At 61.3% G+C, this 15,104-nt stretch carries 3 protein-coding genes; all 3 read right to left on the reverse strand.

Annotated elements, in window-relative coordinates; translation table 11 throughout:
- Nucleotides 1–54: 54 nt before the first annotated feature.
- A complete protein-coding gene (locus BG61_RS30460) occupies nt 55–13,350 on the reverse strand; it encodes a non-ribosomal peptide synthetase (RefSeq protein WP_051672890.1) in 13,296 nt (4,431 codons plus the stop codon).
- A gap of 152 nt (nt 13,351–13,502) precedes the next feature.
- Nucleotides 13,503–14,768 carry a pyridoxal phosphate-dependent decarboxylase family protein gene (locus BG61_RS30465; RefSeq protein WP_129572282.1) on the reverse strand — a complete coding sequence of 422 codons (1,266 nt, stop codon included), beginning with the start codon at nt 14,766–14,768 and terminating at the stop codon, nt 13,503–13,505.
- Nucleotides 14,769–14,800: 32 nt separating this feature from the next.
- On the reverse strand, nt 14,801–15,007 hold the full coding sequence (locus BG61_RS40495) for an MbtH family protein (protein ID WP_075584254.1): 207 nt from the start codon (nt 15,005–15,007) through the stop codon (nt 14,801–14,803).
- Nucleotides 15,008–15,104 lie beyond the last annotated feature (97 nt).

A 15,104-nucleotide genomic window follows, 5' to 3' on the forward strand; every position in this document is an offset into this window, starting at 1 on the left:
CAGCGTTCCTCAGGAACGCTGCAGCATAGGCACTTTGGCCCCAAGTTTCAGGCGTCAGCTGATGCGATCGGGATGGCGCGCGATCAATTCACCGAGTGCGTGCCCCAAGGCGCATACATTTGGTGGCTGAATCATCGAGTGATGAGTCCCGTCAACGTAGACGACCGAAAGTCGGTTAGCGGAGACGACGCTGGTCCATTCCGAAACTAACTGTCGAGCGTTAAGCCTTTCTTTCGCCACGAAAAGACAAACTGGCAATGGGGCCGTGCTCGCTCGATAAGTCACGGCTACCGGCCTGCTATCGTAGGAACCGTCGCGCGGCCGGGACGTCACGGTGTTGCCGTCAGGCAGTGCGACGTCGATTGTCGCGCTCGAATCAAGCAGGCCGATAAAAGAGACCGTCTCGCCCTGCGCGAGGAGCTGCAGTCCTATCTCATACGCCACCATTCCCCCAAAAGACCATCCGGCGATTCTATAGGGTCCTTCAGGCTGAATCTTCCGAATAAGCGGTAGCATCGCTTGCGCCCAGCGCTCGACGATATCGTGGCCCTCAGGGAGGCTTAAGGAGGGAAGCCCGTATAGCGGTATCCGTGAATCGATGAATGGCGCAAGTACGTGTGCGTAGAGCAATGATCCTGTGCCGTCGGGAACCAGAAACAGGGGCTCGGTGGCATGCGGCGTCGGCGCGCGAAGCTCGACCGCCTGATTGGACTGCACGTGTGACGCGCCGCCTCTCGAGGCGATCAACGCCGAAAGACGCTCGATAGTCGGGGCTTCAAACAGATCCGTTATCGTGAAGTTGAACGCCAGTCGAGTTGCCCGGTCAACCAACTGAACGGCGAGCAGCGAATGGCCGCCCAGTGAAAAGAAATCGTCTCTACGCCCGACGCGCTCGATTCCGATCATTTCAGCCCAAAGGGAGGCTAGCAGCACTTCGAGCTCTCCTTCTGGCGGCTCGTAGTCATCGCGTGCGAAAGCGCCGGTGTCCGGCACAGGTAGCGCGTGCCGATCGAGCTTGCCGTTCGGTGTGAGAGGCAGTTCATCCAATCTCACGTATGCCGCGGGGATCATGTGTTCCGGCAACGACGGTCGCAGCCAACCGGCGAGATCGGCGGCGTGCACGACGGAGGACGGCTCGCTCGTGTAGTAGGCCACAAGCCGTCTGTCCCCAGGCCGGTCCTCGCGGGCGATGACGGCTACTTCGCGAAGGCCTGAAAAGCCCGCCAACTGCGTCTCGATTTCGCCCGGTTCGATGCGCAAGCCCCGGATCTTGACCTGATCGTCGTTCCGTCCCATGAACTCGATCTCGCCGTCGCCGGTCCAGCGGCCGAGATCGCCCGTGCGGTACATCCGCGCGTCTGGCGTCGATGCGAATGGATCCGGGACGAATCGCATGGCCGTTAGATCGGGACGGTTCAGATATTCGCGCGCGATGCCGTTGCCGCCGATATATATCTCGCCAGTCGCCCCGATCGGCGCGGGCTCGCCATAGCGATCCAGGATGTAGATCCACTTATTGACAATCGGCTTACCGATTCGCGGTGAACCGGAACCGGCCGCGTCGAAGTCGTGCAGCGTCGCGCATACGGTCGCCTCCGTCGGACCATAGCCGTTGATCAGCCTGCGTCCATCGGACCAGCGGCGGGCGATCTCGAGCGGCAGGCGATCACCGCTCAGGATCATCGTTTTGATGGAATCGAGCGCGGACGTTGAGTCGAGCCCCGCGACGACTGACGGCGGCAATATGGCATGCGATATGCGATGTCGGGCGACGAATTGAGTGAGTGCATCACCGGCCAGAATTTCGCGGTGCGAATGCAAATAGAGCGACGCGCCCTGACAGAGCGCCATCACGACTTCGAATATGCATCCATCGAAGCTGAACGACGCAAACTGCAGCACGCGACTTTCCGGGCCGACAAAAAGCTGCTGCGCATGCACGACGGTCAGATTCGCAAGCCCCTGGTGTTCGATTGCGACGCCTTTCGGCTGTCCGGTTGATCCCGACGTGTAGATAACATACGCCAGGCTGCGAGGACCCAAGCCATCGCTACGCCCGAGGTTTTCTTCGCTTTCATGCTCCCAAGCGTGTGTGGCGCCGTCGAGTTCGAGCACGGGTATCGATTGCGCGAGCCCGGTGAGCATGTCGCGCAGCGCATGCTGCGTGAGCAGTGCTGACGGTGAGCTATCGTTGAACATGAACGTCAGACGATCGGGCGGGTAAGCAGGATCGAGTGGTACGTACGCCGCGCCCGCCTTGAGTGTCGCCAATAATGCGACGATCATGTCGAAGCCGCGCGGGATGCATATCGCCACACGGTCGTCGGGCCTGATTCCGCGTTGCCGCAGGTAGTGGGCGAGACGGTTGGCCCGCTTGTTCAATTCGCGATAGGTGAGAATTTCGTCGGCGTGCACCAGCGCGACCGCATCGGGTGTTCGCTCGACCTGCAGTTCGAACTGTTCGTGTATACACAGATGCGACGGATACGGATGCGAAGTCGCGGTCCATTCATGAATCAGCCGGTTCCGCTCGCTCTGCGCGAGCATCGGCAGGCTCGCGATAGGCACCGATTGCGCGTTCTCTGCAACCATTGCATCTAACAGCCGATGCAGATAGCTGCCGTACCGCTCAACGGTTTCCCGATCGAACAACGAAGTCGCGTATACGAGCTCTCCTGCGATGCTCCCCTCGGTCTCCTCGAGGGCCAGGGTCAGATCGAAGGTCGCCATTCTCCCGTCGAACGGCGCTCCCGGCATTATCTCCAGCTCAGGCAGGACGAGTGCGTGCTGTGGTGTGTTTTGCCACGCGAACATCACCTGAAAAATCGGGCTGTGCGCGAGACTGCGCTCCGGCTCCAGCGCCTCCACCACCTGTTCAAACGGAAAGTCCTGATGCTCCTGCGCTGCAACGGTTTGGGTCTTCACGCGCTGCAACAGCTCTGTCGATGTAGGCTCGCCGCTGAGGTCGATACGCAATGCCACGGTGTTGACGAAAAAGCCGATCAGGTTTTCGACTTCGGTTCGAGACCGATTGCTCACGGGAGCGCCAACGACGACCTCGCTTTGACCCGATAGACGTCCGAGGACGGTCGCCCATGCCGAGAGTACGGTGGTGTGCAACGTGACACCATTGCTCAGACTCAACGCCTTCAGCCTGTCGGTCAAGGGTTGGCCGAATTCCAGCGGTACTGCATCGCCCTCGTAGTCTTGACGCGCCGGCCGCGGCCGGTCGAGCGGCAACTCTAGCAACACGGGGGAGCCGCGCAGCGTGCGCTGCCAGTATTCGCGATTCTCCCGAAGCATGCTGGCGTCGAGAGCCTGTCTTTGCCACACCGCGTAGTCGGCGTATTGAACCGGCAACGCTGGCAAGTTAGGCAAGTTACCCTGCACGCGGGCTTCGTAAAAACGACTGAGATCGCGCGCAAAGATTCCCGTGGACCAACCGTCGGAAACCATGTGATGCATTGTGATGAGCAGTGTGTACCGATCGTCAGCCTCGCGTAACAGCTGTGCACGGATCAGCGGTCCCCGTTTGAAATCGAATGGCGCCCGGGCCTCGTCGGCTGCATGTTTGCGGACCTCGGCGAAAATGTCGGCACGCATGCGCAAATCGGTTTCCGAAATATGAAAGCCGATTTCGTCGGTCGGGAGCACACGCTGGAACGGCCGACCGTTGACTTCGTCGAATACGGTACGCAGGACTTCGTGCCGCTCGACGACGGCGGTCAACGCATCGTGGAGGGCTGCCCGATCCAGCGTGCCGGTCAGGCTAAGCGCCGATGCAACGTTGTACGCCTCGCTACCGCCTTCAAGATGCGAAAGGAACCAGAGGCGTTGCTGTGCGAACGAAAGTGGTATCGGTCCGGCGCGGTCTGCACGGCCAATGGGCGGAAGGGCTTCCTGCGCGGCGACGGCCAACTCCGCGGCAAAGCGCGACAACACCGGATGCGCAAACATCGTCGCAATCGTGACACGACGCTTGAGCATTTCACGAACGCGCGCAAGGACTTGAATTGCCAGGAGCGAATGACCACCGAGCGCAAAGAAATCATCGTGGCGCCCCACGCGCTCGCGCCTAAGCACTTGCGCCCAGATTGCCGCAACGGCTTCCTCCCACTCACCTTGCGGGGCTTCATAGGCGCTCACTGCGTACGCCGCATGCCGTTCAGGCGCTGGCAGTGCCGCACGGTTGAGCTTTCCATTCGGTGTTGTCGGCAACGCTTGCAACACCACGTACGCAGCCGGCACCATATATTCGGGAAGAATGGCGAGTAGCCCCGCACGTAGCGTCCGCGCATCGAGCACCATGCCTGCGTCGGGCACAACGTATGCCGCCAGGTGTCGATCTCCCGGCTCCCGCTCGTAGGCGATCACTGCCGCTTGCCTGACGCCCTGCAACGAGGAAAGCCGTGCCTCGACCTCGCCGAGTTCGACGCGATAACCCCGGATCTTGACCTGGTCGTCACTGCGCCCGGCGAACTCGATGTTTCCGTCCGACAGATAGCGCACGAGATCACCTGTGCGGTACATGCGCGCGTTCGGAGCATCCCTGAACGGGTCGGCGAGGAAGCGCTCCGCCGTGAGGTCAGCGCGGTTACGATAGCCGCGGGCCACGCTGTCGCCGCCGATGTAGAGTTCGCCTACCACGCCTGTCGGCACGGGTTCGCGGTGCACATCGAGCACGTAGGCGCGCGTGTTTCCAATCGGCCTGCCGATCGGTACCACCTCACGCCCGCTTACGTCCTCGACGGGGACTCGGTAGGTGCACACGCCCACTGTTGTTTCGGTAGGACCGTAGTGGTTGATGATCGTTGCTCGCGGATATAGCCGTCGCCAGGCACGCACGAGATCGAGCGTCAGCGGCTCGCCGCCGACGACGGTGACAAGTTCGCCTTGCGGGTTACCTTTACTGACGTTCAGCAATGCTTTCAGGTGGCTCGGGGTGAGCTTGACGAGCCGCTCAGGATGCGCCTCGAGTTCTTCGGCAAGCCGCTCCATTTCGCGCTCGGGCGACGCGAGCAAGGTAACAGACCGGCCCGACATCAGCGGCGGGAAGAAGCTCGTGTTGGTGAGGTCGAAGCTCACCGGCGCGTGCACCGTGGCGTCGAGATCGGGGGACGGGAGAAAGCCTCCGGCGCCCGCCAGATAGTTCATTAGATTGCGATGCTCGACCATGACGCCCTTCGGAAGGCCAGTCGAGCCCGAGGTATAGATGATGTAGGCGAGATGCGTGGCCGCGACACCGCTTGCGGGCGAATGTGACGGTTGGCGAGCGAGCTGTTCACGCTCGCCCGCGATGCTCACGACGCTCTTCACGTGCAAGCCGGGCGGAACGTGGCCCGTCACGACCATGATGCGCGCACCGCTGTCCTCGATGACCCACTGCTGACGTTCCGTCGGATGCGAGGGTTCTACGGGAACGTACGCGCCGCCCGCTTTCAGTATGGCGATCAGACCGACAACCGTCTCGAGGGTGCGTTCCGCCAGCAATGCAACGGGCGTGTCCGGCCCGACACCCAGCTCGCGGAGGTGATGGGCAAGCTGATTCGCCTGGCTGTCCAACTCCCGATACGTTACACGGTGTCCGCCCGCGATGATGGCGATGGCGTGAGGCGAGCGTTCGGCTTGCTGCTCGAATAGTTGATGCGTGCAAAGGTCCCGTGGGTAGGAGGCTTCCGTGACATTCCACCGGTAAAGCAACTTATTGCGCTCCGCTTCGCCGAGCAATGCGAGGCCCGTCACCGGCAAGTCCTGTGCGCCGTCTTCCACCATTGCCGCAAGCAAACGCCGCAGATATCCCGCGTAACGTTCAATGGTCTGCCGATCGAACAGCGCCGTCGCATACTCGAATTCGCCAACAACGCGCTCATCAAGCTCTTTCAGGGCAATCGTCAGGTCGAACTTCGCCATCCTTGAGTAAGTCGGCTCGAACGGCCCGACCTCGAGACCGTGCATCGCGGGTGCCTCGGGCAGCGCGTTCTGCCATGTGTACATGACCTGAAATAGAGGACTGTGAGCAAGGCTGCGCACAGGTTGCGCGATTTCGACAACATGCTGGAACGGGATGTCATGGTGCCGCTGCGCCTCGAGAATCTTGGCACGCACTCGCTCGAGCCATTCACCGACGAGCGGCGAACCCGAAAGATCCATCCGCAGCACGAGCGTATCGACGAATAAGCCGATCATCGAATCCAGCTCTGGGCGCCCGCGATTCGCGGAGGTGGTACCGATCACGATGTCCTGCTGCCCGGCGAGGCGCGACAGCAAGAGCGCCCATCCGGCCAGGACCGTCATGTAGAGTGTCATCCCATGGCGCCGTCCTAACGCCCGCAGCCGCGCGGTCAATTCAGCGTCGAGTTCGAACGAAATGAAATCGCCGACGTGATCCTGCCGCAACGGGCGCGGCCTGTCTGTGGGAAGGTTGATGAGCGCCGGAGCACCCGCAAGCGTTTGGCGCCAGTAGTTTCTTTGCCGATCCGTCAGTTCATCACGCAGCCACTGTCGTTGCCATATTGAGTAGTCGGCGTATTGGAACGGCAGTGCTGGCAGCGTATCCGGCTCCCCGCGGGCGAACGCACTGTAAAGCGTTGCCAACTCCTCGGCAAACAAATGCATGGATAAGCCATCCGACGCAATGTGATGCATCGTGACGAGAAGTACATGGGAATCGTCCGTTTGCCGCAACAGCCGGCCCCTGACGGCGCATCCGCGTTCGAGATCGAACGGCTGTGTCGCTTCCTGCTCGCAGTGGCGCTGCAACGCCTCCTGAGCGTCGACGTGACGTCGCAGATCGATCTCGATCAGTGGGAATCCGCTTTCGTCGACCGGCGCGATCTGCTGGGCGACCCCGTCATTGCCCGCTTTCACGAATGCGGTGCGCAACACCTCGTGACGGGCAACGATCCGCCCGAGCGCTTGCAAAAGCGCACTCCGTTCCAGTGTGCCCTCGAGCCGCAATCCGAGAGGAAGGTGATAAGCCTCTCCAGCGCGATCGACTTGAGCGACGAGCCAAAGACGCTCCTGTGCAAACGAAAGCGGCAGTGGAGCGTCGCGCGACACGGCCGCAATCACAGGAAGCCCGCCTGATGGGTCGCTGTCGCCGGCTTCGGCGATTTGTCGAGCCAGCAAGCTGACCGTCGGTGCGTCAAATAGTGAACCCACCGTAAGCGTTATGCCCAAACTCGTGCGAATGCGGTTCACGAGCCGCGTCGCGAGCAGGGAATGGCCGCCCAGATCAAAGAAGTTGTCGTCGACGAAGACCTCCTGAAGGCCGAGGACCTCACAAAACAGCGTGAGCAGGGTTTGCTCACGCGGCGTTTGCGGTCCGCGCCCTTGTCCGGAGGCAACTGTAGGACGAGGCAATGCGCGGCGATCAATCTTGCCGTTCGGCATGATCGGAAAACGGTCCAGCACGATGATCGCGCTCGGCACCATGTATTCCGGGAGCGTTTGAGCAAGCGTATGGCGCAGAACGGCTGGGTCGACGCGAAGCGGCGTGTTGCTGAGAGACGACCAGACCACATCCGTTTTTGCGCGAAAAGCATTGATCGGAAAAGCTTCGCCGTCACTCGCGGCACTCCAGAGCACAATATCCAGCGTGCCGTCGTTGCTGGCGCTCCATGTACATGCGCATCGGTAGCCGAGCTCGCCGGCGAGCGCGTGAAACGCATCGACGCCGATTTCGTGCCCCGACCGTGCGGCCTGCGAAAGCGGCCACACAAAATCGTCGAGGGTCTGCTCGCCCGCGTCGAGCGCGTGCATTGCGTCGATCTCGCGAGCCAGGTCCTCGTGCGGTACGCCCGTCACCCGGATCACGGCCGGTGTGTCGCGCGCCAGCCGCTCGCGCAGCGCGTCGCTTCCGGCAATCTGTGCACCCCATTGGACTGATGGAGCATCGCGCAGATCGACCGTGAGCGACGGACCCTTACGCAGCACGACGTCATAGCGGTAGCGGCTGAGCTCGTTCGAATATCCACCCCGCTTGACCTGAATGTCGACCGCGCCGATCGAATTCAGGCGCGACGGCAGCAGCGAAAAGAATTCTGGAGCGAGCAGCAACTCTTTCTCGGCTTCTATTGCCCGTTCGATCTGCCGGCGAAGACCGGCCGCGGCTCCGCGTGAGCCGAACCTCGCGAGTTGCGTAGCGGTTGCAAAAGCGCGATGTAGATGCAGATTTCGCACATCGCCGATAAACAGAGAGCCGCCCGGCGCCAGCCGCTCGACGGCCTGCTCGATGACGTTGACCAGGTAAGCGGCGCTCGGAAAGTATTGAATCACCGAGTTGATGACGATCGTATCGAAGTAGGATTCCGGCAGGTCGTCCCAAACGTGTGCGGGCTGTACATGCAATTTTACGCGGGCGGCCCAGTTCGGCTGCCTCTGCAAATGTCTTTTCACCGTCGCAATGGTCTGGCTCGAAAAATCGGTTGCCCAGTACGCTTCGCATTTCGATGCCAACTGAGAGAGCAGGAGTCCGCTGCCGACGCCGATCTCGAGGATGCGCGCGGGCTTCAGTTCTAGGATGCGATCCACCGTTGCTTGCCGCCACTGCCGCATCTCCGAGAGCAAAATGGCTTCACCGCTGTAGCTGCTAGTCCAGCCGTCGAAGTTTTCTCCGAAGTCAGCGTGGTCAGACTCCGCATAGATGGATTCGTAAAACTCCTGCCATTGCTCGACCTGTTTGATTTCTTGGTCGGGATCGCGGCTCTCTTCACTCTTTGTCGACGTGACATACGCAACGAGTTGATGACTCGCGCTGCCATCGTCATGCGCGAGGACGACCGCGCGGCCGACGCCCGATTGCTGTGCGAGCGTCGCTTCGATTTCGCCCGGCTCGATACGGAAGCCGCGTACCTTGATCTGCTCATCGGCTCTGCCCTCGAAGTCGAGTACCCCGTCGGCATGCCAGCGGGCGAGGTCGCCCGTGCGATACATGCGGCTGCCCGGGACATCGAATGGACATGGCACGAACCGATCTGCCGTGAGGTCCGGCCGGTTCAAATAACCGCGCGCGAGTCCTGCTCCGGCGATGTAGACTTCACCAACCGTCCCTACCGGAACCGGAGCCATCGCATCGTCGAGCACATAGACGCGCGTGTTCCAGATCGGCCTGCCGATCGGCACACGCCGCCGTCTGCGGTCGATATCGCGCAACGGATGCGACATTGCCTGAATCGTCGCTTCCGTGGGACCGTACAGATTGACCACTGGCACACCGCAGACTGCTTCGGCGCGGGCGGCTAGATGAGCGGAAAGCGCCTCGCCGCCGACGAACATCATCTGCGGACGCCAGTCCGTTAGCAGCCCCTCGTCGAGCAGCGTTTCGAGCATCGACGGAACGAATTGGGCCACCGTTATTTCAGCGTCGACCAGGAAGTGGGCCAGCCGATCGAGTTCGCGGACTGTGCCGGAAGAAGCCAACTGAAGTTGCGCGCCTGAAATGAGCGGCAGCCAGATTTCCCAGCCGGCGGCATCGAAGCTTATCGATGTGCGTCCCAGCACACGATCCTCGGCCGTAAGCGGATAGGTCGCCTGCATCCATAGCATGTGGTTGACCAATTCGCGATGCGTGACGATCACGCCCTTAGGCGCGCCGGTCGAGCCAGACGTAAAGATCACGTAAGCGGGATGGCGGTTGCGTAGCTTTTCGGGAACGGCGGCAAGGGGAGGATTGGCCGTCGATGCTTGCGCAAGCGCCGTTGCCATCTCCGCGGTGTCGATTTTGAGCAGATGCTCGCTTGCGGAGAATATCGGGCGCACGGCGATGACCGTGTTCGTCACGACTGCCTTCGGACAGGCCTTGTCCAGCATGCCTTGCAGCCGGCCGGCAGGGTAGTCGGGATCGAGCGGCAGGTAGGCTGCGCCCGCTTTCAAGATGCCGATCATCGCGACGATCGACTCGGGGGAGCGTGGCAAGCAAAGGCCGACACGATCCTCGCGCCCGATGCCAAGCGCGCGCAAGTGATGAGCGAGCCTGTTTGCGCGTTCGTTGAGCTCGCCAAAGCTGAGGCTCTCACCCTCGAAAACGACCGCCCGCGCCTTCGGATCGCGTGCTGCTTGCTGCTCGAATAACTCCACGAGCGTCACATTTGGCACATCGTGAGCCGTGTTGTTCCAATCGACCAATATGCGCTCACGTTCATCGGGCGCAAGCCAATCGATGGCATTGATGCGCTCCTGCGGCGTCGAAGTCATGGCGGCGAGGACGCGCGCAAACTGCGTTGCGATGCGTTCGATACTTTCGCGGTCGAAGAGATCGGTCGCATACTCAAGCACTCCCGCGATGCCGGCCGCGTCCTCAGTCAATTCGACGGTTAAATCAAACTTCGCGGTATCCGTCGCCACGGCATATTCGGAGCCTGTGAGGCCCGCCAGTGTCATGTCGGCTGCCGCATTGTTCTGCAGAGCGAGCGTGACCTGAACCAGCGGATGGTGGCTTTGCGTGCGCGCCGGATTCATGATTTCGACGAGGCGCTCGAACGGCAGGTCCTGGTGCGCGTAGGCGGCAAGGCAGCGTTCGCGCACGCGGCCGATGAGCTCCGCAACAGTCGGGTTGCCGGAGACATCGGAGCGCAGCACGATCATGTTGACGAAGAACCCGACGAGATCGTCGACCGCGCTGTCCGTCCGCCCCGCGATCGGGCTACCTATCGCGATGTCATCCCCGGCGCCGAGCTTGCTCAACACGAGCGCGAGCGCCGCATGCAGCACCATGAAGAGGGTGGCGTCGCACGAGCGTGCGAGCGCCTTGAGCCTGACGTGCACCTCGCCCGGGATGTGGAAGTGAAAATGAGCGCCGGTGAACGATGCGATCGGCGGACGCGGCCTGTCGGTTGGCAGATCGATACATGGGGGTAGGCCGTCGAGGGCATGTTGCCAGTAGCGGCTTTGCCGGTGCATTGCGCTGTCGACGTTGCGTTCGTCGCCAAGGATCGCCCGTTGCCACAGCGTGTAATCGATGTACTGCACCGGCAGCGGAGTAAAATTGGGGGCGCGGCCCGCTGCTCGCGCCGAGTAGGCATGGCCGAGATCGCGGATCAGCGGATTGAGCGACCAGCCGTCCGACGCGATGTGATGCGTCAGTACCAGCAGTACGTGGTGCGCCGGTGCGACTCGGATGAGCGTCGCCCGTATGGGTATTTCGCGAGCGAGGTCGAACGGATAGGCCGCACTTTGCCGTGCGATCACGGCAAGCGTTGACTCGGACGCGTCCAATTGGTCGAGTGGCACGCGCGCACGCGGATCGTCGATGGTGAGCACATGCTGATAGGGTTTGTCGTCGTGTTCGGAAAAAGCCGTGCGCAGCGAATCGTGCCGCGCGAGCAGATCGCCAAGTGCCGCCTTCAGCGCCTCGGTATCGAGTTGCCCGTGAAGCCGCAAGGCAACGGGCAGGTTGTACGTGGCGCCGGGTCCTTCCAAACGATCTAAAAACCATAGCCGCTGCTGCGCAAACGACAACGGAGGATGTGCCGGGCGGCCCATCGCGGTGAGCGATGAGCTAGAGGATATCGGAGCGGCATCGGCCATGTAGCGCGCGACCCCGGCTATCGTCGGCGTCTCGAACAGCCGTGCGATTGGCAAGTCGATCTTGAACGTGTTGCGCAGTTGGCTGACGAGCCGCATCGCCAGCAACGAGTGCCCCCCGATTTCGAAGAAGTTGTCGCGAATGCCGATACGCCCGCGCCCCAATACCTTGGCAAAGACGCGTGCAATTTCGGTTTCAATTTCGCTTGCCCCTGCATCGACGACCGTCACCGGGTCGCTGTCCCACGCGGGTAGCGCCTGTCGGTCGTATTTTCCGTTCGGCGTCAACGGCAGCGCGGGCAGGACCATCCATGCGTCAGGGACCATATGGGATGGCAGTCGCTCGTGGAGGGCGGCCTTTAGCGCCTGCTCATTGAATTCGACCATCGCACCGGTCGCATCGACGTGGAGGACGATATAGGCTCCAAGACGCACGTCGCCATTGCCTGAATCGCGCGTCACCACCACCGCATGCTTGATGTCCGGTTGCGCTGTCAGCGCGTTCTCGATCTCGCCCAGTTCGACACGAAAGCCTCGCAACTTGACCTGATTGTCCACACGGCCCACGAACTCGAACGTGCCGGATGCGAGTCGCCTCCCTCGATCGCCGGTCCGGTAAAGCCGCTCCCCGGCGACAAATGGGCTGGGTATGAAGCGCTCGGCAGTGAGCCCCGGATGGCCCAGGTATCCGCGTGCGACACCGGGACCGGCGACGTACAGTTCGCCGGCCACGCCATCCGGCGCCTCACGCATGCTTTCGTCGAGCACGTGAACCTTCATGTCGCCGATCGTCCTGCCAATCGGCACGCCGTAGTCCGGCGCCCCGTCGCCCGTGTCCGTCACCTCGTGCGCCGTTGCATCCCAGAACTCGGAGGTTCCGTAGATGTTGACCAGTCGCGCGTGCGGCGCGGCACGGCGAAACGCGTCAGCGAGTTCCGCCGGCAGGCGCTCGCCGCTCGAGGCCCAGTGTGTGAGGTCGGGCAGCGCAGTGCGAAGGTCGTTCTCGGTTTCGATCAATGCACGCAACAACGACGGTACGAGCACGATGTGGGTGACGCGATCGGCGCGCATCGAGCGAATCAACTCGCGCGGGTCTCGGATGGCCTCTTCCGCAACAATGGCAAGGCGCTCGCCGCGGGTAAGCGGCATGAAGACTTCCCAAAGAAAGTCGATGAAGTTCGGCGTCGTCTTCTGCGCGTACACAGGCGGGCGCGATCCCTCCAACTCCCGTGGATAGGCGGGCATGCGCGCCGCCACGCTGCGATGTGTACCGAGCACCCCCTTCGGCCGTCCAGTGGAACCGGAGGTGTACAACACATAGGCCAGGTGATCGGCTTGCACGGTGACGCCGGGCGCATCTTCCGTCTGCGCGTCGATCGCCGCCGCGTCACGGTCGAGTGCGACGACCGCGGTCGATGAAAGCGGCAAGCGTTCAGCGATCGCGTGACGTGTCAGGACGAGCTTAGGCCGCGCGTCGTCGATGATTAGCTTCAATCTTTCGCGGGGATAGTTCGGATCGAGCGACAGATAGGCACCGCCGGCTTTGAAAATGCCAAGCAAGCTAACCACCAGGTCGATCGAGCGATCAAGACTGAGTCCGACGATCGTATCCGGGCCTACACCGAGCGCCATTAAATGGTGCGCCAGCTGGTTCGAGCGGCGATCGAGTTCAGCGTAGCTCAGATTCGACGCGCCGTGCGTGACAGCGACCGAGTGCGGGATGCGGTGCGCGCATGCGACGAATGACTCGTGTACGAACTGAAACGCCCCATGTGACGCCTGGCCCCCATCGGTGGCATTTCGGCTTAAGCGAATATCGGAATTCATGGCTAGTTTCTCGTTGTGACTTTGCGGGCGGCCGTCCGCAAGCGACGGCGCCTCAGCGAATAACAGATGTGAGGTGAGTAGACTGACGCGGCATGCGGGAAGCGCTTCACTCGCGAGCACGGGCTACGGACCAGCAGGATCGTTGCTATGGCCTAGTAGGTCACGACTGAACGATTTCGGGAGGCGATCCCCCTGTCTGTCACGAACTGGACGCTTTCGCGCAGATCGCGTACATAGGCGTCGACAATGCCTTCATGCGCGGGCGTCACTGTCATCTGAAGCGCGGGTGGGCGACCGACGCGGCTGATGTACCAGCCCTTGTCTTCCATCTGATCTGCGACGGCGAATATATCGACGTGGCTGGAAGTAAAGGCAAGCAATCCGAGCGGCTGAACGCCTAGCAGATGGAATCCGGGTATCAACGCGATTTCGCGCTGCAATCGTGCGCGCGTGTCGATGACGCGCCGCGCGAGGGTCTTATACCCGTTTGTCCCTAGGTGATGCATCACCGCCCAGGCAGCGGCCACCGCTCCGCCGGAACGCGTGCCGGTGAGGGTCTCGGTCAAGTATCGACCTTTGGGCCATTCATCGAAATCGAAGAATTGCCGGTTTCGATCGTCGACGTTCGCATAGAGGACCACCGAAGCGCCTTTAGCGGTGTACCCGTACTTATGAAGATCCGCTGACAATGACCTAACGCCGGGAACGCGGAGATCCCAGTCGGCGAGATCGCTCCCGAGCATCTTCGCGAACGGGGCCAGAAATCCCCCGATACAGGCGTCGACGTGAAGCCAGATATCGTGCCTACGGGTGATTTCGGCAATCTCCGCGACCGGATCGACAGTGCCAAACGGCAAACATGGCACCGAAGCGACCGTCATCATCGTATCCGCGTCGAGTTGTTCCGAAAGCCGCGTCGCGCATCCACGGCACGATGCGTCGATAGGATAGCGCCGAACCGACAGCCCAAGCAGTTCCGAGGCTTTATCAAAAGCAGGATGGGCGCTCTCAGGTATGAGCAGGTGAGAGCGTGACGAAAGCCGGCCGACATCGGCGAACCATTTCGCCGCCGAGCGCACCGCGAGGATGATGCTTTCGGTGCCGCCGGAAGTAAAACTGCCGGCGGCGTGGACACCGCCTCCCAGCAGATCGATCGCGATTCCAAGGACGTCTTGCTCCATCTGCCTGAGGCTGGGGAAAGCCGCCGGCGCTAATGCGTTTTCGCTCATGAACATGCCATAAGCCTCACGCGCGACCTTCAGTACTTCGTCCCCGGCAAAATAGATGTGCAACGGTGTCCGTCCTGCACGCCAGTCGATATCATCGATGCGCATCGTGAGCATTTGCTCGCGCAGCGCGTTCCAATCTGTGCCTTGCTCTGGCAATGCTCGACTAGGCAAGTGTTTTGAATTTGACACGAAAATCTCGGCAGAGGAATGGGAAAGAGAAGCTACGTTTGGAGATCGAGCACGCGCAAGCTTGCGGGACGCATGTCGGTCCAGACTTCATTGATATGGCGCAAACAGGCTTCCCTATCGCCGATTTTTCCTGCATCGCGCCAGCCGGCAGGAACGGGTAGATCTGCTAGCCAGACGGAATACTGGTCTTCGTGATTAGCCACCACCCTGAACAGTGGCGTTTCATTTGATTCTTGCATCGACGTTCCGTTGAAAAATATTTAAATGGTCTAGGCACTGTCCTACGTTAAACCTTTCCTATTTCATAAAAGTGGCTCTTTTGAAAACGGAGTGGGT

The organism is Caballeronia glathei (assembly GCF_000698595.1).
Lineage (GTDB): Bacteria > Pseudomonadota > Gammaproteobacteria > Burkholderiales > Burkholderiaceae > Caballeronia > Caballeronia glathei.